We start from the raw sequence: 23460 nt of genomic DNA, 5'->3' as shown, positions 1-23460 counted from the left end.
TTCCCTCGCCCTTCGAGACGCCTCCCCTCGACAAGCTCGGGAGGCTCCTCAGGATGAGGGAAAAGAACAACGTTGAGGATGATTCCGGGAAAATTGCGAAACGGCTTTTCCAGAATTGCGCAAGTAGAGAATTATAAGGAGGCGAAAATGCCGAGATTTGCAGCCAATCTCACAATGCTTTTCAATGAAGTGCCTTTCATGGACCGCTTTGCGCTGGCCGCGAAGGCCGGGTTCACCGGGGTCGAATATCTCTTCCCTTACGAGTTCAACCGGCATGAGCTGAAGGCAGCGCTGACCAAGCATAACCTGGCACAGGTCCTGCACAATCTGCCTGCGGGCAACTGGGCTGGTGGCGAGCGCGGCATCGCGGTTCTGCCGGATCGCGTCGATGAATTCCGCCGCGGCGTGGCCGATGCCATCGACTACGCCACGACGCTGAACTGCTCGCAGGTCAACTGCCTTTCCGGCATTGCGCCACAAGGCATCGATCCAGACGCGATGCGCGCCACTTTCGTCAACAATCTGCGTCTGGCCGCAAAGGAACTGGGCAAGCATGGCATTCGCCTGCTGATCGAACCGATCAACCACTATGACATTCCGGGCTTTTACCTCAACACGGTAGAGCAGGCGGTTTCGATCATTGATGAAGTGGGCAGCAACAACCTGTTCATCCAGTATGACCTCTACCATCAGCAGCGTACGCGCGGTGAACTGGTTGCGACTTATGAGCGTTACAAACCGCTGATTGCCCATATTCAGCTTGCCGATAATCCGGGCCGCAATGAACCCGGTACCGGTGAGATCAATTATCCGAACGTGTTCGAGGCGCTGAAGAACGCTGGATACAAGGGCTGGATCGGTTGTGAATACAAGCCGAAGACCACCACGGAGGAAGGTTTAGGCTGGTTCAAGGACTACGAAGCTGAACGGCTGACTGCATAAATTGGAGCGCATCCCGAAAGGTGTGAAGCGGCTTTCGGACAAGATGCGCGCAAGCAAATGATTGGAGCGCCGATCTGACAAAATCAGATCGAAAAGCGCTATTAGGGAGTAAGCGAAATGGCCAAGATCGGCTTCATCGGACTGGGGATCATGGGCAAGCCAATGGCGCGGCATCTGCAGGATGCGGGTCACGAGCTTTTCACGTCGAAGCATATTGTGCCGACGCACAAGGAACTGCTCGACAACGGCATGCAGATTCTCGATACCCCGAAGGATGTGGCAGCTCATTGCGACACCACCATCCTTATGTTGCCGGATACGCCACAGGTAGCCGAAGTTCTCTTTGGCGAGAACGGAGCAGCAGAAGGTCTCGGCAAGGGCAAGACGCTTATCGATATGAGCTCGATTTCGCCCATCGAGACGAAAGAGTTCGCGAAGAAGGTGCGGGCGACGGGTGCGGAATATATCGATGCGCCGGTTTCCGGCGGTGAGGTCGGTGCGAAGAACGCAAGTCTCTCCATCATGGCTGGCGGAGCACAGGCGACTTTCGATCAGGCGCTCCCGCTCCTGAAGCTGATGGGCAAGAACATCACGCTCGTCGGCGATTGCGGCGATGGCCAGACCACCAAGGTTGCAAACCAGATCATCGTCGCGCTTAACATCGAGGCTGTCGCTGAGGCGCTGGTTTTCGCTTCCAAGGCGGGCGCAGACCCGGCAAAGGTACGCGAAGCCCTGATGGGCGGTTTTGCATCGTCCCGCATTCTCGAAGTGCATGGCGAACGCATGATCAAGCGTACTTTCGATCCGGGCTTCCGCATTTCGCTGCACCAGAAGGATTTGAACCTTGCGCTGCAAGGCGCAAAGGCGCTCGGTGTTTCACTGCCGAACACGGCCATGGCGCAGGAACTGTTCAATTCCTGTGCGGCGCATGGCGATGATAGTCTCGACCATTCCGGTCTCGTGCGTGCACTCGAACGCATGGCAAACCACGACGTCGCTTAACTCAGGGCCTGAATTCTCTGGAGGGAGAGGGTGGAGCTGGCTGCCTGGAGGAGGTGGCCGGCTCCATTGATTTTACATCTCGGGCGGGGAATAGTGCCGCCATAGACGAGCTAGCCACAAGTCACATCGGGAATCTCATGACTGCCATCGCCGATCCGAAAAAGTTTTTGACCAGCCTTTTCGATGCCGCTGTTGCGGCTGCCGATCCTGAACTGGTGATCCGCGCCAATCTTCCGGCCAAGCCGAAGGGACGCACGATTGTCATCGGGGCGGGCAAGGGCTCGGCGCAGATGGCGGCGGCTTTCGAGCGCGCCTGGGCCGAAAAACACGACGCTCCCTTGGAGGGCGTGGTGGTCACGCGTTATGGCTATGGCGCACCCTGCGAGCGCATCGAGATCATCGAGGCGGCGCATCCGGTTCCCGATGAAGCAGGACTTCAAGCCTCGAAGCGGCTGTTCGATGCGGTGGCGAACCTGACGGAAGATGATCTCGTGGTGGCGCTTGTTTCCGGTGGCGGGTCTGCCTTGCTGCCGTCGCCGCCGGAAGGGCTGACGCTTGAGGACGAAATCGCCGTCAACAAGATCCTGCTCGCCTCCGGCGCGCCGATTTCGGCGATGAATGCGGTCCGCAAGCATCTGTCGATGATCAAGGGCGGCAGGCTTGCCGCCGCAGCGCATCCGGCAAAAGTGTTCTCGCTGGTCGTCTCGGACATTCCGGGCGACAATCCGGCCTTCGTGGCTTCCGGCCCAACCGTGCCGGACGAGACAAACCGCGATGAGGCTTTGAAAATCATCGAACGCTATCGGCTCGATCTGCCAGAAGCGGTGCTTGCGCACATCAAGAGCGAGAAGGCTCATGCGCCGAAGCCGGATGACAAGGTTTTTGCAGACAATGAAGTGCGCGTCATTGCGTCGGCTGCCGTTTCGCTGGAAGCGGCGGTGAAGGAAGCTGCGCGCCACGGCGTCGAAGCGGTGATCCTGTCCGATGCGATGGAAGGTGAGGCGCGGGAAGTGGCGCATGTTCATGCGGCGATTGCCCGCGAAGTGGCTGACCGTGACCGCCCGTTCAAGAAGCCGGTGGTCATTCTGTCAGGCGGTGAAACGACCGTCACTATTCGCGGCAAGGGCGGTAAAGGCGGGCGCAATAGCGAATTCCTGCTGTCTTTCGCGCTTGATATTGATGGCTATGACAATATTCATGCGCTGGCCGCTGACACGGATGGCATCGACGGTTCGGAGGACAATGCGGGAGCCTTCGCCGATGGTTCCACTGTTTCGCGCTTGCAAAAAGCGGGCGAGGATGGTGCGTCGAGGCTCAACGCCAATGACGCATGGACGGCATTCGACGCCGTTGGTGATCTGTTCGTACCGGGTCCGACCGGCACGAATGTCAATGATCTGCGGGCAATTTTGATAGTGGCTTAGACTCATCATCCAGCAGGATGCGGTTCGCAGCTCCGTCCAGATCGTCATACTGGCCGTTTTTCAACGACCATAGAAAGGCGACAAGGCCGAGCAGGCCCAGAAACAACGCGATGGGAATGAGAAAGAGAAGTCCACTCATTTGTGCGCTTCCTTGATGACGGCAACAGGCGCGATAGTCTTTTGCGTCTGTTGCTTTTGTTTTCCGGCCTGCAACCGCAATGCGTTGCTGACGACCACGATGGACGACAGCGACATCGAAAGGGCCGCCACCAGCGGGGTGACGTAGCCGAAAATCGCAATCGGCACGGCTATGATATTATAGCCGATGGACAGCGCAAAGTTTTGGCTAATCAAGCGTCCCGCTTCCTTCGATACGGCAAAGGCCAGCGGCACAGCAGACAGGCTTTCACGCAGGAAGACGAAATCCGCAGCATTGCGGCCAATGTCGGCAGCGGTTGCAGGGGCCATGGAAACATGGGCGGCGACGAGCGCCGGAGCATCGTTCAATCCATCGCCGACCATCAGGACCTTGCGACCCTCGGTCGACAGTTTCTGCACCAGCTCCGACTTGTCGGCGGGCAGCACCGCGCCGCGATAATCATCGACCCCGAGATAACCCGCAAGCTTTTGCACGGCAGGCAATCTGTCACCCGAAATGATGCCGAGCTTCAGCCCGTTTCGCTTCAGTGTGGAAATAGCTCCGGCTGCGTCCTCGCGCGGCTGGTCTTCAAAATGGAAGCTCTCAACCAGCTTTCCATCAATGGAAAGGCAGGTTTCAGGGCCGTCAACATGAGGCATGGCATCGGTATCATCCGCCCAGTCACGCTTGCCAAGCCGATAGATGGAGCCGTTCAGTTCGGCTTCGATACCTGCGCCCGGCACTTCCTCGATACGGGTAAAGGCGGTCATCGGTTTTGCGCCCGAGAACAGCGCAAGCGCCCGCGACAGCGGATGACGCGAATAAAGCGACAGCTCGGCAGCGATTTCCAGATTGTGGGGATCGATGGCATCGACATTGATCAATCGCGGCTGACCGAGGGTCAATGTGCCGGTCTTGTCGAAAATGGCGGTGTCGACCTCGGCCATTCGTTCCATGGCGGAGCCGTCCTTGATCATGATGCCGTTTTCGAACAGGCGACGAGCTGCGACCACCTGCACGATCGGCACTGCAAGGGCAAGCGCGCAAGGGCAGGTGATGATGAGGGTGCAGATCGCGATATAGATGGAACGATACCAGTCGCCACCGGTATAGATCATCCAACCAACAAAGGCCGCAAAGGCGATGGTATGCACCATCGGCACATAGAGTTCGGAAGCGCGGTCGGCAAGACGACGGTAATAGGCGCGTCCGCCTTCAGCCACATCCATCAGCCGCACCATTTCGGCGAGGAAGGAATCCTTCGCCTCCGCTGTCGCGCGGATAATAAGCGGCGTGGAAAGGTTCAATGTGCCTGCACGAATATCCGAGCCGGGTCCGACCGGGACTGCATCGCTTTCACCCGATGCAATGGCGCAATCGAGTTCCGAGCGGCCTTCTTCTACTTTCGCATCGACAGGCACCCGTTCACCTGCCGCAAGAATGATGCGCATGCCGGGGCGGATTTCGTTGACCGGCAGGTAATTGCGTTCGTCATTCTCGCCGATCACCACCGCGCCGCGGCTGCCGAGCTGCGCCAGACCGCGCACTGCAGAACGCGCACGGGCGCGCATCATATAATCGAGCGTGCGGCCGATCAAAAGGAAGAACAGCAATGTCACCGACGCATCGAAATAGGCGTGCTGGCCATGATGCAGGGTTTCATAGACGCTCATGCCGAAGGCAAGCGTGATGGCGAGTGCAATCGGTACATCCATGTTCACGCGCCGTGCGCGCAGCGCATTCCACGCGGAAACATAGAAAATCCGGCCGGAATAGATCAGCGTCGGCAGGGCGATGAGGCCGGAAATCCAGTGAAACATATCGCGGGTCGCAGCGTCCGCACCCGACCACACCGCAACCGACAGGAGCATCACATTGCTGGAAGCGAAGGCAGCGACGCCAAGCGCGATCAGAAGGCGCGTGAAGGTCGGGTCCTTGTCCTGCGCCATGTCGAAGATATGGGCTTCGTAACCGAGCCTGCGCAGCGGATCGACCACATCGGGCGGCGTCTCGCCATCTTTCCAGCGCACGGTCACGCGGCGGGCCGTCAGGTTGACGCGGACATAGGCAACGCCCGCTATTCTGCCGAGCGTCTCCTCGATATTCTTGATGCACAGGCCGCAATGAACGCCGGGAACCGACAAGTCGAGCTGACGCAAGCCGTCACCGAGCGGGCGGCTTGCAATCTGCATTTCATCCACAGAGACGGTCTGAACAACGGTCGCTATCTGTGCATTCTCGACGCAGCAGCTCATAGTATTCTCCCGTCCTTCACCAGAACGCGAATGATATGACGATAGGGGTCTTCAAGACCGGCATCGGCATTGACTTCCATGATCCATGCACCCTCGCCAAGTTCAAGCGGGGCGGTCAGTATGCCGGGTTCGCGGACAGTCAGCGTGACCTTGGTGTCATGTTCATCGCCGACCGGGCGTTTGAACTCCACCGTACCGCCCGTCGTGACGACAGCCTTGCCTTCATTGTCGGCCAGCTTCCAGGTGAAAACGCCGTTTTCATAGGCAGGCTTCGACTGCCATTGCAGGGCGGCCTGCTCCTTGCCGGTCTGGGCTTTGTCGTTGAACTCCTGGCTGGCGACATAGGTGTTCTTCACCACCAGCCCGCTCCAGCTATGGATAGCGTTATAGGCCATGGTCAGGTTAACGGCGATAATGACGCCGAAGAAGGCGAACATGATGCCCAGCATATGCCAGCCGGTGAACGTGCCTGAGGTTTTCGACTTGATCGACATTATCTGCCCTCCGGTGCCATGAAAGTTGCCTTGTAGCGGGCCTGTTCCGCGCCATTTGCGTCACGCACTTCGATTTCATAGTCGTGGCGATGATCGGTAATCGCATCATGCGGCATGGTGACGAAGACGCGCAACGTCTTCAGACGGTCCGGTTCCACCGGTATATCATAATTGCCGTCTGCATCCGACGTTTCATCCTGAACGGTAAGCGTTGCTCCGGGCAGGCCTTCAATGGAAAGTCGGAAGGTGCGCGGTGTCGGGATCATGTTGAGCAGCTTGACCGTATAACCGTTGCGGATCGAGCCGTCCGACAGAAGCACATATTGCGGGGTGCGATCGTGCAGCACGTTGATGCCGATGCGCTGGCGTGTCGACAGCGAGATGACGAGCGTCAGACCGATGAGCGTCCATATGGCGAAGTAGAACATGCTGCGCGGGCGCAACACCTTCTTCCATGACAGGTTCTGCACTTTGTCCGAGAACGTGTTCGGTGCCTTGTAAACACGTGCGGGGTCGATTGGAGCGGTACCGTTATTGGTCGCAAGCGCCATGTTGAAGTCGTAATCGGCCAGTGTCGCATAGGAGATGAGACCACGCGGCTTGTCGATCTTGTCCATCACGGAATTGCAGGCGTCGATGCACAGCGCACAGGTAATGCATTCGAGCTGCTGGCCGTCGCGAATATCGATCCCCATCGGGCAGGCGGCGACACAGGCATTGCAATCCACGCAATCGCCCACGGTCTCGCCCGCGGCAATCGCCTTCTTGGAATGGCGTGAGCGCGGTTCGCCGCGCCAGTCATTATAGGTGACGGTCAGGGAGTTTTCGTCCAGCATCGCGGCCTGGATGCGCGGCCACGGGCACATATAGGTGCAGACCTGCTCGCGCATCAGCCCACCGAAAATATAGGTGGTGGCGGTCAGGATGGCGACGGTGAAATAGGCGACGGGTGCTGCCTGACCGGTCACGAAATCCGTGAGCAGCTTCGGCGCGTCGGCGAAATAGAAAATCCAGGCGCCGCCGGTCAGGACACCGATGACGATCCAGATCGAATGCTTGGCAACCCGCTTCCAGATCTTGTCGAAGGTCCATGGACCCTTGTCGAGCTTCATGCGCGCATTGCGATCGCCTTCTATAGCGCGTTCGACAACCAGATAGAGATCGACCCAGACGGTCTGCGGACAGGTATAGCCGCACCAGGCGCGGCCCGCGACAGAGGTCACGAGAAACAGGCCGAGACCCGCCATGATGAGCAGGCCCGCGACGTAGTAGAATTCCTGCGGCCAGATTTCGACGAAGAAGAAATAGAAGCGACGGTTGGCAAGGTCGATCAGCACCGCCTGATCGGGTGCATAGGGACCGCGATCCCAGCGCAGCCATGGCGTCAGATAATAGATGCCCAGCGTAATGAGCATGACAATCCATTTGAAGCGCCGGAATTCGCCCTGCACGCGCTTCGGAAAAATCTTCACCCGCGCCGCATAAAGCGATTGGCGGGTCTTGGGGGAGTTGACTGCCTGAACGTCAATGCGTTCGACATCGTCTGACATTTTTTGCTCCTTGGGGAGAGGAGGGCAATAGGGCAGTAAGGCAATAGGGCAGTATGTGATGGCCGCGATCAACACTGTCCCTAGAGTTCCTCATTTCCCTACTGCCTTACTGCCCTATTGCCTTACTGCCCTGTAGCTGGAACTTATGACCCAGCTACTCGCCGCCACCCAACGAATGGACGAAGATGGCAAGCTGTTTGACGGTCGCATCGCCGAGGCGTGTTTCCCATGCAGGCATGACGCCATGCTTTGGATGCGAGACCTGACGCACGATGGCGTCTTCGCCGGAACCGTAGAACCAGATGGCGTCTGTCAGGTTCGGCGCGCCGAACTCGCGCAGGCCCTTGGCATCCGCGCCGTGACATACGGCGCAATTTTCCGCGAAGACCTTCTGCCCTTCCGGTACCATTTCTGGATTATGCGGCGTGCCGGAGAGGCTGACCACATAGGCGGCAACATCACGGATCTGCTGCGGTTCCAGAACGTCGACAAATGCCGGCATTTCGGAAACGCGGGTGTCGGCATCATCCTTCGAGCGCACACCATGACGAATGGTCGTCAGGACGTCGTCAATGGAACCGCCCCACAACCAGTCGTCATCGTTGAGGTTCGGATAGCCCGGTGCCCCTTGCGCGCCCGAGCCGTGGCACTGCACGCAGTTGACACGGAAGGCAGCAGCGCCACCGGCAATCGCATATTGGCGAAGGTTTTCGTCCGCCAGAATCTCGTGCACATCCTTGGCTTTGATCTGGTCGATGATACCTTGACGCTCGCTGTCGATCCTGGCGGTTTCTTCCCAGAAAGTGCCACGGCTCGACCAGCCAAGCATGCCACCAGTGGAACTGGAGATCAGCGGCCAGGCCGGATAGGCGATCACATAGGCAATGGCCCAGAAAATGGTGGCGTAGAATGTCCACAGCCACCAGCGGGGCATCGGATTGTCGAGTTCCCTGATGCCGTCCCATTCGTGTCCGGTTGTTGCTACACCGCTGACTTCATCGATCTGTTTGTCAGTCATTTTTGTCGTCCTTGAATGGAATTTCCTTCGCTTCATCGGCTTTCTTTTTGCTTCCCGGGCGGAAAGCAAAAAGAATGACAAAGACAAAGAAGAGCGCCATGGCAAGCAGGCCCCAGCTATCGGCGAAAGTGCGTAGGGTGTTGTAATCCATCGCTAAATCTCCGCTTTATCTCGCCTTGGGGGACTGATCGTAGGTCGAGAAGTCAACGAGGGTGCCGAGCATCTGGAGATAGGCGATGAGTGCATCCATTTCCGAGACCATCTGCGGATTGCCGTCGAAGTCGCCGAGCTTGGCCTTGGGATAGCGTGCCTCGACGCCGGATGTATCAGCATCGGGCGTAGCCTGTGCCTTCAGATCGTCAAGCGCGCTGTCGATCATTTCCTGCGTGTAAGGCACACCGACTGCCACATTGGCTTTCAGATTGCCTGCGATGTTGGAAGCATCCAGCGGACGATCCTTCAGGAAGGCATAGCTTGGCATGACCGATTCCGGCACCACGTCGCGCGGGCGGATAAGGTGTTGCACGTGCCACTCGTTCGAATAGCGACCACCGACGCGCGCAAGGTCAGGCCCCGTGCGCTTCGAACCCCACTGGAACGAATGATCGTACATGGATTCCGCAGCCAGACTGTAATGGCCGTAGCGTTCCACTTCATCGCGGAACGGACGGATCATCTGGCTGTGGCAAAGGTAGCAGCCTTCACGCACGTAGACGTCACGGCCCGCAAGCTCCAGCGGCGAGTAGGGGCGCATGCCCTCCACTTTCTCGATGGTGTTTTCGAGATAGAAGAGCGGTGCGATTTCAACGATGCCGCCGACCGTGACCACGGCGAGCGATGCGATCAGCAGCAGCGTTGCGTTTTTCTCCAGCTTGGAGTGGTTCTTTAGTATCGACATAAATCACACGCTCCTTATTCGGCAGGCTGCATGGTTGCACCGGTAACGGTCCGGGTGCCGCCCATCGGGGCTTCGTTGCGCAGGTTGCCGCGAATGGTCTGATAGACGTTCCAGGCCATCACGAAGCCACCGGCGAGGTAGAAGACACCGCCAAGCGTACGGATGACGTAGTATGGGAACATGGCGAGCACGGTTTCCGCGAAGGAATAGACGAGGAAGCCCTGATCGTCGTATTCGCGCCACATCAGACCCTGCTGAATACCGGCAACCCACATGGCGGCCGCATAGAGAACGATGCCGAGTGTCGCCAGCCAGAAGTGCCAGTTGACCATGCGGATCGAATAGAGCCGCTGGCGGTTCCACAGCTTCGGTGCGAGGTAATAGACGGCGGCAAACGAGATCATGCCGTTCCAGCCAAGCGCGCCCGCATGAACGTGACCGATGGTCCAGTCCGTATAGTGCGACAGCGAGTTGACGGCCTTGATCGACAGCATCGGGCCTTCGAAGGTCGCCATGCCGTAGAAGGCGATAGCTGCAACCATCAGGCGGATGATCGGATCGGTGCGAACCTTGTCCCATGCGCCCGAAAGCGTCATCAGACCGTTGATCATGCCACCCCATGAAGGCATCCAGAGCATGATCGAGAACACCATGCCGAGCGTCTGTGCCCAATCGGGAACAGCGGTGTAATGCAGATGGTGCGGACCAGCCCAGATATAGAGGAAGATGATCGACCAGAAGTGCACAATCGACAGGCGGTAGGAATAGACCGGACGCTCTGCCTGCTTCGGCACGAAATAGTACATCATGGCCAGGAATGGCACAGTCAGGAAGAAGGCGACGGCGTTATGGCCATACCACCACTGCGTCACCGCATCCTGAACGCCGGAGAAAGCAGAATAGCTCTTCACGCCGAGAAAGGAGACCGGGATCGCCAGATTGTTGATGATATGCAACATGGCGATGGTAATGATGAACGACAGGTAGAACCAGTTCGCCACATAGATATGCGGCTCCTTGCGCTTCAGGATCGTGCCGAGGAAGACCACCAGATAGGCGACCCAGACGATGGTGAGCCAGATGTCGACATACCATTCCGGTTCGGCATATTCTCGGCTCTGCGTGATGCCGAGCAGATAGCCGGTTGCAGCCATGACGATGAAGAGCTGATAGCCCCAGAACACGAACCATGCGAGGTCGCCGCCGATGAGACGGGCGCGGCAGGTGCGCTGCACGACATAAAACGACGACGCGATCAGAATGTTGCCGCCAAACGCAAAAACAACCGCAGAAGTGTGCAGCGGACGCAGGCGACCGAAGTTCAGATAGGGTTCCAGATTGAGATCGGGAAAGGCGAGCTGCGCGGCGATAACCACACCGACCAGAAAGCCGGTCACACCCCAGAAAACCGTTGCGATGACACCGTAGCGGATCGGGCCGTCCATATAGGTGGACTGGTCGACCTTTTTCGGCGTCAGGCCGTAATCGGCATTTCGCATCAGAAGAATGGTGAAGATGGCCAGTGTAGCGAACAGAATCCACATATGGGTTCTGAACAGCTCGTCATGGGAGAAACCGGCCAGAAGCACGGCAAAAAGTGCCCCCAGACCGGAAAGGACTGTTCCAGCGGCGTAGTTCATGAAATCCCCTCGCAGAGCGCATAACAAGAGCCGTCTCGGATGAGACAGCAATAGCGATAGGTTTCCTATCAGCGCTTTGGAGGTGGGTGTCATTGATCTAAATCAAAGACAGCTACCAAAAGCCCGAAAAATAGGGGCGAGAGCGACCATTCAATAGAATATTGCAAATGACTTTCAATTGCCAAATATAGAAGTCGGCAGATGCGCTGACGGTAAGCTTGTGGGCTGCGTGTTATATCATCCGATAATCGTGCCAGGCACGACAATCGACGCACTTAATCCCCCTTGCGGGCGGTTGTGCAACTGCAGTTCGCCGCCCATCCGTTCTGTCGCCGTTTTCACGATTGCAAGGCCGAGGCCGCTGCCGGTTTCGTTGCGATGTGCGCCGCGGAAGAACCGCTCGGTCACGCGCGGCATTTCGCTTTCGGGAATGCCCGGCCCGTTATCCTCGACGGTGAGCCTGAGCTTGCCCGCTTCGGCCTCGATCCGGCAGCGCACGGTGCCATCCCTGGGTGAATGATTGACGGCATTTTCGATCAGATTGCGCGCGGCAAGCGTGAAAAGATGCGGAAAGGGCAATTGCACCAGAGGCATGGTTTCTGGCAGTTCGATGGAAACCCCACGCTGGGCCGCAAGCATCCGCATGTCGGTGGAGACCGCAACCAGAAGCTGGCAAGCCGGTTCGTATGCTGGTGTTTCCATTTCGTCGCTGGTTTCGAGCGCCGCGAGATCGAGAAGCTGGTTGACGAGGCGGCTGGTACGGTCGACGCCTGCCGCAATCTGGCGCACCGCATTGGCACGCATCGTTTCGTCTGTTGCACCTTCGGCAATCTGCGCTTGCGTCTTCAGTCCGGCGAGCGGCGTCTTCAGTTCATGCGCAGCGAAGATTGCAAAGTTGCGCTCACGCTCGCGTGCGTCCTCGACACGATGGAAAAGTCCGTTCAGTGCGGTGACAGCGGGCGCGATTTCCTTTGGCAGGTTCTGTTCGGGAAGCGGGCGCAAATCCTCCGCACGCCGTTTGGAAAGCACGGAAGCAAGACGGCTCAGCGGATTGAGACCACGCCGCACGCACAGCCAGATCATCAGCGCCAGAACGGGCAGCATCAGCAAGGCTGGCAGCACAAGACCCGTTACGACATTTTGTACCAGCCTCTCGCGAACGCTCAGGCTGTCACCAACCATGACACGCAGGCCAAGCTGGGTATTTTCGACAGCGAAGACACGCCAGCGGTCGCCAGCGACTTCCGTATCGGAGAAACCGTTCGCAACATTGGTAAGCCGCACACCGGGCGCGCTTTCGGAACGTCCGACCAATTTGCCGTCGAGCGCCCATATCTGGCAGAAGAGCTGTCGGTCGTAGAGTGGAAAATCCGGCATCGGCTTCAGCGACAATTGCCCGCCGTCGCCTTCCGGCCCAACCTCCACACGATGCTCGGTCAAAAGCGAATTGACCATGCGCGCGGCCTCCATCAGGCGCGCATCGAGCACTTTTTCAAGCTGCGACTGGGTGCTGATGTGAATCCACACCACCGCGAAAAGCCAGACAAGACAGGTGACGCCGATCAGAATGCCGGTCAGGCGGCTGCGAATGGAATTCATGCGTTTGCCCCCGCCAGACGATAGCCGACACCGCGCACCGTTTCGATATAATCGGAACCGAGTTTCGAGCGCAGGTGGTGGATATGAACTTCCACCGCATTGCTTTCCACTTCTTCCTGCCAGCCATAAAGCGCTTCTTCCAGCGAGGATTTGGAGAAGGTAGCGGTCGGCCGTTCCATGAGGGCGCGCAGGATCGAGAATTCGCGTCGCGTCAGCCTGACGGGTTTGCCATGGAAACGCACCGACATCTCCGCCGGGTCGAGTTCGACGCCGCGCCATTCAAGCAGGGCATTTGCACGTCCGGCACCACGTCGGGCGACGGCACGCACGCGGGCTGCAAGCTCATGCAGATCGAAGGGCTTGCCGACATAATCGTCGGCGCCCGCATCAAGGCCAGCAATACGCTCGGGCACCTGATCGCGGGCGGTCAGCAGGAGAACCGGTGTCTCGTCGCGACCGCGCCGCATCGTTTTAAGAATATCGAGGCCCGAGCCATCAGGCAGCATCAGATCGAGCACCACGGCGTTGTAATTCTGGGCGGCAAGGGCTGCTTCCGCATCGCCGCAATTGGAAACGGCATCCACGGTGAAACCGGCAAGCCCCAACCCTACGGTCAGTCCGTCGAGGAGGATCGTGTCGTCTTCAACCACGAGTATGCGCATGAGTTTTCCTGTTTCCGCCTTTATTGACAATTAGAAGCACGCGGGCTTTTCACCGCGTCAGCTTAAGGCTGCCTTAAGGTGGCGGGGACATTCGCCTTTTGCAACATGATCAATTTGTCCGAATCGAATTTATACGGAAAATCGTAATGCGTTTCTTTGCGAGCCTTGCCAGCTTATTCATCAGTTTGTTTCTCGCGCTCGGCCCGGCATCGGCAGCAAACCCGCTGCCGGTCGATCAGGCGTTCCGACTGAGCGTGCTGAAGGATACGGATGGCCGTCTTGTGCTCAACTGGCAGATTGCGGACGGTTATTATCTTTATCGCGATCACATAGAAGCGAAGGACGGGCAGGGGAAAGCGCTTGTCGTCGACACACAACCCGGACAGCCCAAGGACGACCCGAATTTCGGGCAGCTTGAAGTCTATTACACCCATGCCACAGCAAGCGTGAAAGCGGATGCACAGCCGCTGGAATTGACCTATCAGGGCTGTCAGGAAGACGGTATCTGCTACCGTCCTGAAACGAGGACCATCGATCCCGTCACGCTCGCCATATCGAGCGAAATGGGGCAGAAGGCCAAGGCGCTGACGCAGGCATCGGCATTTGCACCGGCCGTATCGCAACCCGCGCCGCAGAATACGGCGTTCGCCCTGGCGCCCGAAAAGGGCATGGTCGAGGGACTGCTCGATCAGGGCGGCACCGGGCTGGTGATCGCGGCATTTCTGGCTTTCGGTGTTCTGCTTGCTTTCACACCTTGCGTTTTTCCGATCTATCCCATCCTTGCCGGAACGCTGGCACGCGAAGGTGAAAAGCTGACGGCAAAGCGCGGCTTTGTGCTTTCAGCCGTCTATGTCGTCAGTCTGGCACTGGGTTTTGCCGTGGTGGGCGCAATTGCAGGCTGGTCGGGACAGAACCTGCAGATGGTGCTGCAATCGAAATGGACCGCGCTCGTACTGGCCGGAATATTCACGCTTCTGGCGCTCTCCATGTTCGGCCTGTTCCAGATCCAGCTTCCAAATTCATGGGTCAGCGCGATTTCCTCGCGGACTGGCCCCCATGGCCAGCATCGGACAGGTTCCAAACGGTCGGCGGCCATTCTCGGCTTCTCGTCCGTGCTGATTGTCGGCCCATGTGTGACAGCACCGCTTGCAGGCGCGCTGCTCTATATCGCGCAGACGGCCAATGTCGCACTCGGCGCTTCCGCACTCTTTGCGCTCGGCATCGGCAAGGGACTGCCCCTTATTGCGTTCGCCACGCTTGGCGCGGGTACATTTCCGCGTGCGGGCGCATGGATGGAAACGGTGAAGCAGATTTTCGGCTTCGGTTTTCTGGCGACCGCAATCTTCATGGCCGCTCCGCTTCTGCCGCCCGGCGTGGACATGGTGCTGTGGGCGCTCCTGCTTTTCGGGGCTGCAAGTTTCGCCTTTCTCAAAATTCCGGGGCGCAGCGTTGTCGCGCGCACAATCGGCACGGCAGCGTTCGTTTACGGTGTCATTTTGATGCTTGGCGTGGCTTCGGGCGGAAAAGACCCGTTGCAACCGCTGGCCGCATTCGGTAACCGTGGTGGCAACCACAATCTGGCCGCGCTGCAATTTGCGCCGGTCGAGACTGTTTCTTCCCTTCAGGAGAAACTTGGCAAGGCGCGCGGCGACAAGCCGACGCTTATCTATTTCACGGCGGACTGGTGCGTAAGCTGTTCCACCGTGGAGCGTCGGGTTTTGCCCGATGCAAGCGTGAAGAAGGCACTGGATGGCTATCAGCTCATCAAGGCGGATATTTCGCAACTCACCAGTGGCAATGCCGATCTGATGGCAAAGCTTGGTGTGGCGGGGCCGCCGACGATGATCTTCTTCAATCGCATCAGCAAGGAAACGGAGGGGACCAGATTGGTGGGCGATGTGACAACCACCTCTATCGAACGTTCGGTCAGCCTTGTGAGCGACGGCCGGAAACAATGATCAATGTATTGAAACGGCCGGGGGCTTTGAAATTGACTGTATCTGATGAAAAGCGGGGTGCGCGGGCATCCCTGATGCGGATCGTGCTTGTGGCCTGTCTGCCTTTTGTTGCCGCAGCATGCACGACTGCATCTGCAGATCGACCGATTGCCGTCACCATGCCGCAGCCTGTGGCCTTCACACCGGAACCTGTTGCAGTTGAACCGGCGCCAGAAGTGCAAACGGCCAAAAGCGAATTTGAGACCATGTATGGCGCGGTGAACGATCGCGGCAATCTCATTCCGGCACTCGATCTCAACAAGATTGCGGATCGTAACCTGCGCCGGGAAGTCGATTATGTCACGACCGAACCGGTCGGGACCATCGTGGTCGATCCCTACGCGCGCTATCTCTATCTCGTGCAGCCGGGCGGCAAGGCGATCCGCTATTCGGTGGGGGTCGGTCGCGCCGGACTGACTTTCTCAGGTGATGCCAAGGTCGCCTACAAGTCGCAGTGGCCACGCTGGACGCCGACAGCCAATATGATCAAGCGCAATCCGGAGCATTACGCAAAATACGCCACTGGCCTTGAGGGCGGCATCCGCAATCCGCTCGGTGCCCGCGCGCTCTATCTTTATCGCGATGGCAAGGACACGCTTTACCGCATTCACGGCACCAACGAGCCCTGGTCCGTCGGCAAGGCCGCGTCATCCGGCTGCATCCGTCTCTACAATCAGGACATCCTCGATCTCTACAAACGCGCCACCGCCGGTGCGCGTGTCGTCGTGTTGGATAAATCCCAGTCGGGTAAAGGAGCAAGCTCATGATGAACCGTCGTCAGATACTGGCCGCAACGGCAGCCGGTGCCGCAACGATTGCGATTTCAGGCGGCGAGAGCCTTGCGCAGCGTGTGCCGACGGTTGCGGAAGTGCTTTACGACAAGGAAATTCCGGTTCTGGGCAACCCGAACGGCAATGTGACCATCGTGGAATATTTCGACTACCAATGCCCCTATTGCAAGAAGGGGCATGGCGAGCTGATGCGCGTGGTCAAGAATGACGGCAATGTTCGCCTTGTTATGAAGGACTGGATCATCTTCGGAGACACGTCGGCTTATGCCGCACGTCTCGTTCTGGCTGCGGAAAAGTCCGGCAACTATGTGAAGGCCATGGAAGCGTTGATGGCAACGCCGGGTCGTCTCACGCCGGAACAGGTGGATGCGGCACTGAAGAAGGGCGGGCTCGATCCGGCAAAGCTCAACGCAGCCTATAAAGCCGATTCAAAGCGCATCAATGCCATTCTTGAACGCAATATGGATCAGGGCGAAGCCTTCAATTTCGGCGGCACGCCTTCCTTCGTTATCGGTACCAAGCTTTATGGCGGCGTCATGAAGGAGCCGGAACTGATCGAAGCGATCAAGGATGCGCGAAAGTCTTGAACTGACACGATTGACGAAAGGGCGGAGCTAATAAAGCTCCGCCCTTTCTGATTCAAAACGGATAATGCTGCGGGCCTTCGATGGTGATCCAGCGCAGATCGGTAAACTCATTGATGACGGCCTTTCCGCCGAAACGGCCATAACCGGAAGACTTCACGCCGCCGAAAGGCATTTGCGCTTCGTCGGCAACCGTCGGGCCGTTGATGTGACAGATGCCGGTTTCGAGCTTTTTCGAAAGCGCCAATGCCCGTTTTACATCCTGACTGAAGATCGCAGATGAGAGGCCATATTCGGTGTCGTTTGCCACGCGGATTGCCTCGTCGGCATCCTTGACGCGGATGATAGGTTTCACCGGTCCGAAGGATTCCTGCGTATAGATATCCATATCCGGCGTCACGTGATCGATGATCGTCGCTTCGACGATCGAACCTTCGCGCTTGCCACCTGCCAGAACCTTGCCGCCTTTCGCCACCGCATCCTTGATGAGTGCATCCATGCGCTCGGCTGATTTGAGATCGACCAGCGAACCGAGCACGACATTGCCACGCGGATCACCGGCAGGCAGGGATTTTGCCTTGGCGGCAAGCTTTTCCGCAAAGGCGTCAGCCACTTTCTCATGCACGATGAAGCGCTCCGTAGACATGCAGATCTGGCCCTGATTCATGAAAGCGCCAAAAGCCGCAGCATCGACTGCCTGATCGAGATCGGCATCTTCCAGCACGATGAAGGGCGCCTTGCCGCCCAGTTCCAGCAGCACCGGCTTCAGATGTTCTGCGGCCTGTTTGGCAATGATTTTGCCAACATGGGTGGAGCCGGTGAAATTGATACGGCGGATGGACGGATGGGCAACAAGGGCCGCGACGATTTCCGGCGCGTCCTCTGGCGCGTTGGAGATGACATTGACCACGCCCGCCGGAAAGCCTGCATCGTTGAGCGTCCTGACGATCAGGTGATGAACGCCGGGGCAGGATTCGGACGAACGCAAGATGACCGTGTTGCCACAGGCAAGTGCTGCTGCAATAGCGCGCACGCCGAGAATGATGGGTGCATTCCATGGTGCCATGCCAAGTACCACACCAACCGGCTGGCGCACGGCCATGGAAACGATGCCGGGCTTGTCGGAAGGGATGATCTCGCCGGTGATCTGTGTGGTGAGCGCTGCGGCTTCGCGCAGCACGCCAGCGCCAAGATGAACGTTGAAGCCCGACCATGGGGCGGTTGCACCGGTCTCTTCGAGCATGAGACGGGTAAATTCATCGGCCCGGCTTTCCATCAGGTCAGCCGCCTTGTTCAGAAGCGAACGACGTTCGTTCGGCCCGGTTTCGGACCAGCTTTCAAAGGCTTTCGCAGCAGATTTTGCGACCGCATCGACATCGGCGAGGTTGGCCGCAGGCGCGGTGGTAGCGACTTTTCCGGTGACCGGGTCCTTACGCTCGAACGTCTTGCCCGATGCGGATGCAGTTTCCTTGCCATCGATGATGAAGCCGATTGTCGTCATGGTCTTCTCCCTGTTTACCTTTCATATCATGGTATAAAAGCTGGGAGCTTGCATGATCCTTATTTGTGAACAGACTGTGCAGCGACATTGTTCTGAATTTGAAAGCAAGCAGCGGAGTGTAGCTTCGAGGCGGTGGCATTAGCCTTCCTTCATGCTCATATTGAAGGAATACGGACATGAACCTTATGACCATGAAGACCCACGACCCTGATGAAAATCGCTGGCAGAAGGTGCTCGACCGCGACAAGGCGTCGGACGGTGCATTTGTCTATGCGGTGCGCACCACAGGCGTCTATTGTCGTCCATCATGCCCGTCGCGGCGTGGAAAACGCGAAAATGTACAATTTTTCGACGGTTGCGAGGATGCAGAACGCGCCGGCTTCCGGCCATGCATGCGCTGCAAGCCGCATCTCTCCGAGACATTGGCGACGCAGAACAGTAACCGTTATGCCGACATGGTCGCGAGCGCCTGCCGCTTCATTGAGACGGCGGAAGAGGTGCCTTCTCTTGAAGAAATAGCGGCTTCCGTAAAGGCGAGCCCGGCCCATTTTCATCGTGTATTCAAGGAGTTCACAGGGCTGACCCCGAAAGCCTATGCCGATGCGCATCGGGCGAAGAAGATGCGGGAGGCGCTCGATGCCCCGGAAATACGCGTTACCGACGCGATCTATGATGCTGGTTACAATTCCAGCAGCCGCTTTTATGAGGCTTCGGACGGGATTTTAGGAATGACTCCAAAGGCTTACAAGCAGGGTGGCAAGAACGCGGATATTCGTTTTGCCATCGGCCAGTCGACACTCGGCGCCGTGCTGGTGGCTGCAAGCGACAAGGGCGTTTGCGCCATCTGGATGGGTGACGACCCGGAAGAACTGATCCGCGATCTGGAAAAGCGGTTTCCGCAGGCCAATCTGATCGGCGCGGACCGTGAGTTCGAGGACATGGTGGCCGAAGTGGTTGGTTTTGTCGAAGCGCCGCGCATCGGTCTCGACCTGCCGCTTGATCTGCAGGGAACCGCTTTTCAGCAACGTGTCTGGCAGGCTTTGCGCGAAATTCCGGTCGGAAAAACAGTGAGTTACACTGAAATTGCCGAACGCATCGGCGCACCGAAATCGGTGCGGGCGGTGGCACAGGCCTGCGCGGCCAACAAGATCGCTGTCGCGGTTCCATGTCATCGGGTCGTGCGCAACGATGGTGGCATCTCCGGCTATCGCTGGGGTGTCGAACGCAAGCGCGATCTCCTGAAGCGGGAGAGCCAGGCATGAACAGAAATGAACCCGCGCAGGGGGAAAATATCGCCGCCTATGACTGGCAAAAAATTGGTGCCGAACTGGATGAGTTCGGCGCCACAATCCTCAAAAACATAATTTCGCCACACGACTGCCATGAATTAGCCGCCGGTTACTACAATTTGGCCGCATTTCGAACCGTTATTTCGATGCGAAAACACGGTTTTGGGCGCGGAGAATACAAATATTACGCAAATCCCATTCCTGCCTTAATTTGGAATCTGCGCCAGAAGCTCTATCCGCAGCTTGCGCCCATCGCCAATCGATGGAGTGAGAGACTGGGTTCGGATGTCCGCTTTCCCCCGACCCATGACGAGTTTCTGGATCGGTGCCACGCAGCAGGGCAGACCCGTCCGACACCGCTCATCCTGCAATATGTCGAGGGTGACTATAATTGCCTGCATCAGGATATTTACGGCGATATTGCATTTCCCTTGCAGGTGGCGATTTTGCTTTCCGAGCCGGAGAAGGATTTTACGGGCGGGGAATTCGTTTTGACCGAACAGCGCCCCCGGATGCAGAGCCGGGCGGAAGTCGTGCCGCTCCGGCAAGGCGATGGTGTGGTTTTCGCGGTCAATGATCGCCCGATGCAAGGCACACGCGGCGATTATCGCGTCAAGATGCGGCACGGTGTCAGCCGTATCCGTTCCGGCCAGCGGCATACGCTGGGCATAATCTTTCACGATTCCAGATAGAGGTTGAAACCGGCGTTTCGATGGCCTTTGATCGCGGCAAAGCGATCAAAGGAGTCGGATATGAGCGTGACCATCTACGGTATCAAGAACTGCGACACCATGAAGAAGGCACGCACCTGGCTTGAAGACCAGGGCATCGACTATGCGTTTCACGATTACAAGAAGGAAGGGCTCGACGGTGAAACGCTGGACCGTTTCCTGAAAGATATTCCATGGGAACAATTGCTCAACCGGGCCGGAACCACGTTTCGCAAACTTCCCGAGGAAGACCGCCAGACCATCGATGCCGCCAAGGCGCGGGCACTGATGCTGGCGCAGCCTTCCATGGTCAAGCGTCCGGTGCTCGACAAAGGCGGGAAACTGACGGTTGGTTTCAAGCCGGACCAGTACGAAAACTTCTTCAAGCCTTGAGGCGGGAAAACGTTGCCATAGATAGCTGCCGATAAGCTGATGGAGAAATCGATGCGGCAGCGCGCAAATAAGGTTGTCCAGCAATGGTCTGCGAGCTGGCGCGATTCCCTGATCGCTTCCTTTGCAGGCGGTGTTGCATGGTTGATCTGCCAACTGGCTCTGGGGCAGCCAAAACCCGTCTTTGCCATGGTCACGGCTGTGATTTGTCTGGCGCCGAACCTGCCCAACCATGGCAAGCAGGCGATAGGGGTGATGGTCGGCGTCACGACCGGTGTTCTGGTGGGCGAACTTTCGCTGCTCTTGCCGGAAACGGTTCCGGTCTTCCACACAAGCATAGTGACCTTCGTCGCCATGGTTCTGGCAACCTCCTTCGGCATGGCTCCGGCAATTGCCATCCAGTCGGGCGTTTCGGCGATTCTGGTTCTCGCCATGGGGCCGCAGGTTGCGGGTGTGACGCGGTTGATCGACGTTCTGGTCGGTGCCGGAGTGGGTCTGCTGTTCAGCCAGATATTGATGACGCCAAGCCCGGTACTTCTGATCGACAGGGCTGTTCGCGGCTTGCTCGACCGTCTCGCAAACGGGCTCAAGCAATCGGCTGTCGCGCTCGAAAAACAGGACCCCGTGCGGGCACAAAGCGCGATCAATCAGTTTACATCCGCGCACCGGGCGGTGATCGCATTGGGCGACGGCATTGCGCTGGCGCGCAGCAATGCGCGCTGGTCGCTGCGCGGGCGGCTGGTGGCGCGTGAGGTTACGGAAATGGCGGGCCGATACGACCGGCGCGGCATCCGTCTTTACGCTTCGGCACTGCTGTTCGGTGAGGCGCTGGGCAATGCGCTGCGAAAGAAAGAGGCGCCGCCGCCGCCGTGGTTGATGGAAGCCTTGCAGGTGGTCATTGCCAATTGCGAGCTTGAGGAAGGGCAGGAGCCAAGCCGGATTCCTCCCATGCCAAAGGATATTCCCTTCGGCTGGCGCGATTGCGCGCACCGGCTCTCATCGGTTCAGGACACGCTTCTGCACTTCCTGCATTCCGATATTCCGGACAGTCTTCCCGTGCCCAAACGGCAGAAAAAGTAGGACGAGGCCGCAGCTTGACGATTTTCAGAGAAGCGACCGCACATGATGCGCCAGTTCATCCGCCGCTCGTCGGGCAAGCTTGGGGTGGTTCTGCCAGTCGTCAAAAACTGCACCACGATAGGCCGCCTGCCCAAGCGCAAGGGCAGAGGCGGTTTCGGATGAAACCAGCGACAGGGCCCATGTGGCAGCTGCATCTTTCGGGGTAAAATTTCCAGTTTCGAGAGTGTACCACATGCGCGCAAGCGTCAGCAGCACATTGCGCTCGTCACCCTGAAGATTGCCAAGCAGGCCGGGCAAGGCCTCAGCAATTGCCCGTCGCACATCGTCAAGCGGCACCGGTGGCAGAAGGTGTTCCCGTGCAGGGCCGAAGAGGCTTATGGCCTCCTGACCGGCTTGCGCGAGCACCAATGTGTATTCCGGATCAGTGTGCGGTTGCGGCACGGTTCCGGCCTCGAACTCGTCGCGCAACCATTCTCCATAGATGAATGCACAACGCGCGGGATAGCTGAGTGCGGCGAGATCCTGCTCGAGAAAAATCATCACTTCCAGACATCTGGGCGTGCCGGGTTTGGCCGGATGCCGACCTGATATCTGCATGAGCTTGTCGACGAGACGCGCGCCGGTTTCCAATGTGAGAGGCTGGTTGCTGACCACCAGCAGATCGACATCGCTATTGGGGCGAAGTCCGCCATTTACGGCGGAGCCGTGCAGATACACGGCCTGCAAAGATTGCCCCAGACTTTCCTGCAAAACGGTCAGAGCCTTTTTCGCTTCGTCAGGTATTGTTACGTGATTTGCGTCCATCATTCGTTGATACTGTGCCTGGCGGACATACACAACGATGGCTGAAGACAGAATATCTTCAAGCTTCAGCGACTTCCCGCCGTTCCAGAATGCGGTCGATCAAGCCCCATTCGAGGCCTGCTTCAGCAGTCATGAAATTATCGCGGTCGAGCGCGCGTTCCACCTCTTCATAGGTGCGACCGCAATGTTCGGCATAAAGACGTGTCATCAGCCGCTTGGTTCGTTGCGCTTCCTCGGCATGGATGAAGATGTCCGATGCCTGCCCCTGAAATCCGCCGGAAGGCTGGTGAACAAGCAGGTTTGCATTGGGAAGGGCAGCGCGATGACCGGGCTCCCCCGCCATCAGCAGGAAGGAGCCCATCGAGCGGGCCGTCCCCATGCAAAGCGTGTGCACGGGCGCACGGACATAGCGCATCGTATCATAGATCGCGAGGCCGCTGGTCACAACGCCGCCCGGCGAATTGATATAGAGATTGATCGGCTGTTTGGAATTTTCCGCTTCCAGAAACAGCAATTGCGCGCAGATAAGTGCGGACACGGTGTCGTTCACTTCGCCATTGAGAAAGATGATCCGTTCGCGCAGCAGGCGTGAATAGATATCGAATGATCTTTCGCCACGGCTCGACTGTTCCACGACCATAGGGACGAGTTGCATCGTTTCGCGCATCGGCGAACTCCTCTTTTCTAGAGT

At 58.0% G+C, this 23460-nt stretch carries 23 protein-coding genes; 10 read left to right on the top strand and 13 right to left on the bottom strand.

Translation table 11 applies throughout. From position 1 onward, the window contains the following. Positions 1–147: 147 nt before the first annotated feature. From hyi to FIB18_RS07560, 3 genes are all read left to right on the top strand, one after another. Positions 148–942 carry a hydroxypyruvate isomerase gene (hyi, locus tag FIB18_RS07570; protein WP_140020113.1) on the top strand — a complete coding sequence of 265 codons (795 nt, stop codon included), beginning with the start codon at positions 148–150 and terminating at the stop codon, positions 940–942. A gap of 117 nt (positions 943–1059) precedes the next feature. After that, the gene (locus FIB18_RS07565) at positions 1060–1944 is read left to right on the top strand and encodes a 2-hydroxy-3-oxopropionate reductase (RefSeq protein ID WP_140020112.1); all 885 of its coding nucleotides are present in this window, start codon (positions 1060–1062) and stop codon (positions 1942–1944) included. A gap of 137 nt (positions 1945–2081) precedes the next feature. Continuing rightward, positions 2082–3368: a glycerate kinase type-2 family protein gene (locus tag FIB18_RS07560; RefSeq protein WP_140020111.1), complete on the top strand. Its 1287-nt coding sequence runs from the start codon at positions 2082–2084 to the stop codon at positions 3366–3368. Here FIB18_RS07560 and ccoS read toward each other — a convergent pair. The 10 genes from ccoS to FIB18_RS07510 all read right to left on the bottom strand — a co-directional run bounded on the left by ccoS (position 3334) and on the right by FIB18_RS07510 (position 13623). Beyond that, positions 3334–3507 (bottom strand): cbb3-type cytochrome oxidase assembly protein CcoS, encoded by a 174-nt coding sequence (ccoS, locus tag FIB18_RS07555; protein ID WP_140020110.1) that lies wholly within the window; start codon positions 3505–3507, stop codon positions 3334–3336. The two genes, FIB18_RS07560 and ccoS, sit on opposite strands and share 35 nt — an antisense overlap. Continuing rightward, positions 3504–5762 (bottom strand): cation-translocating P-type ATPase, encoded by a 2259-nt coding sequence (locus FIB18_RS07550; protein WP_140020109.1) that lies wholly within the window; start codon positions 5760–5762, stop codon positions 3504–3506. Before FIB18_RS07550 ends, ccoS begins: the two co-directional genes overlap by 4 nt. Then, entirely contained in the window at positions 5759–6256 is a 498-nt protein-coding gene (locus FIB18_RS07545) for a FixH family protein (protein WP_140020108.1), read from the bottom strand. Before FIB18_RS07545 ends, FIB18_RS07550 begins: the two co-directional genes overlap by 4 nt. Beyond that, positions 6256–7806 (bottom strand): cytochrome c oxidase accessory protein CcoG, encoded by a 1551-nt coding sequence (ccoG, locus tag FIB18_RS07540; protein WP_140020107.1) that lies wholly within the window; start codon positions 7804–7806, stop codon positions 6256–6258. The genes FIB18_RS07545 and ccoG overlap by 1 nt, the downstream gene beginning before the upstream one ends. A 154-nt stretch (positions 7807–7960) precedes the next feature. Next, positions 7961–8824, bottom strand: a complete 864-nt coding sequence (ccoP, locus tag FIB18_RS07535; RefSeq protein ID WP_140020106.1) for a cytochrome-c oxidase, cbb3-type subunit III — start codon at positions 8822–8824, stop codon at positions 7961–7963. Continuing rightward, positions 8817–8975: a CcoQ/FixQ family Cbb3-type cytochrome c oxidase assembly chaperone gene (locus tag FIB18_RS07530; RefSeq protein ID WP_024896091.1), complete on the bottom strand. Its 159-nt coding sequence runs from the start codon at positions 8973–8975 to the stop codon at positions 8817–8819. Before FIB18_RS07530 ends, ccoP begins: the two co-directional genes overlap by 8 nt. A 15-nt stretch (positions 8976–8990) precedes the next feature. Next, positions 8991–9722 (bottom strand): cytochrome-c oxidase, cbb3-type subunit II, encoded by a 732-nt coding sequence (gene ccoO / locus FIB18_RS07525; RefSeq protein WP_140020105.1) that lies wholly within the window; start codon positions 9720–9722, stop codon positions 8991–8993. Between the two features lie 14 nt (positions 9723–9736). After that, a complete protein-coding gene (gene ccoN / locus FIB18_RS07520; RefSeq protein WP_140020104.1) occupies positions 9737–11362 on the bottom strand; it encodes a cytochrome-c oxidase, cbb3-type subunit I in 1626 nt (541 codons plus the stop codon). 237 nt (positions 11363–11599) lie between these two features. Continuing rightward, complete coding sequence (locus FIB18_RS07515) at positions 11600–12961, bottom strand: ATP-binding protein (RefSeq protein ID WP_140020103.1); 1362 nt, start codon at positions 12959–12961, stop codon at positions 11600–11602. Continuing rightward, positions 12958–13623, bottom strand: coding sequence for a response regulator (locus FIB18_RS07510; RefSeq protein WP_140020102.1), 666 nt, complete (start codon positions 13621–13623; stop codon positions 12958–12960). The genes FIB18_RS07515 and FIB18_RS07510 overlap by 4 nt, the downstream gene beginning before the upstream one ends. 146 nt (positions 13624–13769) lie before the next feature. On the opposite strand from FIB18_RS07510, the gene dsbD reads away from it, so the two are divergent. From dsbD to FIB18_RS07495, 3 genes are all read left to right on the top strand, one after another. Then, positions 13770–15581 carry a protein-disulfide reductase DsbD gene (gene dsbD, locus FIB18_RS07505; RefSeq protein WP_140020101.1) on the top strand — a complete coding sequence of 604 codons (1812 nt, stop codon included), beginning with the start codon at positions 13770–13772 and terminating at the stop codon, positions 15579–15581. 74 nt (positions 15582–15655) lie between these two features. After that, on the top strand, positions 15656–16387 hold the full coding sequence (locus FIB18_RS07500) for a L,D-transpeptidase (protein WP_168436622.1): 732 nt from the start codon (positions 15656–15658) through the stop codon (positions 16385–16387). Continuing rightward, positions 16384–16998, top strand: a complete 615-nt coding sequence (locus FIB18_RS07495; RefSeq protein WP_061345058.1) for a DsbA family protein — start codon at positions 16384–16386, stop codon at positions 16996–16998. Before FIB18_RS07500 ends, FIB18_RS07495 begins: the two co-directional genes overlap by 4 nt. 52 nt (positions 16999–17050) lie before the next feature. Here the strand turns inward: FIB18_RS07495 and FIB18_RS07490 are convergent, their stop codons facing one another. Beyond that, positions 17051–18496 carry an aldehyde dehydrogenase gene (locus tag FIB18_RS07490; protein ID WP_140020100.1) on the bottom strand — a complete coding sequence of 482 codons (1446 nt, stop codon included), beginning with the start codon at positions 18494–18496 and terminating at the stop codon, positions 17051–17053. A 176-nt stretch (positions 18497–18672) separates the two neighbouring features. Between FIB18_RS07490 and ada the strand changes: the two genes are divergently transcribed. From ada to FIB18_RS07470, 4 genes are read left to right on the top strand one after another with little or no spacing between them, the layout of a single operon-like run. Further along, positions 18673–19758, top strand: coding sequence for a bifunctional DNA-binding transcriptional regulator/O6-methylguanine-DNA methyltransferase Ada (gene ada / locus FIB18_RS07485; RefSeq protein WP_140020099.1), 1086 nt, complete (start codon positions 18673–18675; stop codon positions 19756–19758). Further along, positions 19755–20477, top strand: coding sequence for a 2OG-Fe(II) oxygenase (locus tag FIB18_RS07480; protein ID WP_140020098.1), 723 nt, complete (start codon positions 19755–19757; stop codon positions 20475–20477). The genes ada and FIB18_RS07480 overlap by 4 nt, the downstream gene beginning before the upstream one ends. 60 nt (positions 20478–20537) lie before the next feature. After that, the gene (locus FIB18_RS07475; protein ID WP_140020097.1) at positions 20538–20888 is read left to right on the top strand and encodes an ArsC family reductase; all 351 of its coding nucleotides are present in this window, start codon (positions 20538–20540) and stop codon (positions 20886–20888) included. Positions 20889–20939: 51 nt separating this feature from the next. After that, positions 20940–21965: an FUSC family protein gene (locus FIB18_RS07470; RefSeq protein WP_140020096.1), complete on the top strand. Its 1026-nt coding sequence runs from the start codon at positions 20940–20942 to the stop codon at positions 21963–21965. Between the two features lie 24 nt (positions 21966–21989). On the opposite strand, the gene ant(9)-Ic is transcribed toward FIB18_RS07470, so the two are convergent. Both ant(9)-Ic and FIB18_RS07460 read right to left on the bottom strand, forming a co-directional pair. Continuing rightward, complete coding sequence (gene ant(9)-Ic / locus FIB18_RS07465) at positions 21990–22769, bottom strand: aminoglycoside nucleotidyltransferase ANT(9)-Ic (RefSeq protein WP_140020363.1); 780 nt, start codon at positions 22767–22769, stop codon at positions 21990–21992. 58 nt (positions 22770–22827) lie between these two features. Next, a complete protein-coding gene (locus FIB18_RS07460) occupies positions 22828–23436 on the bottom strand; it encodes an ATP-dependent Clp protease proteolytic subunit (protein WP_140020095.1) in 609 nt (202 codons plus the stop codon). Positions 23437–23460 lie beyond the last annotated feature (24 nt).

The organism is Brucella pecoris, from assembly GCF_006376675.1.
Classification (GTDB): Bacteria; Pseudomonadota; Alphaproteobacteria; order Rhizobiales; family Rhizobiaceae; genus Brucella; species Brucella pecoris.
Note: the sequence above shows the minus strand (reverse complement) of the source record. Positions and strands in the feature narration are given on the sequence as shown.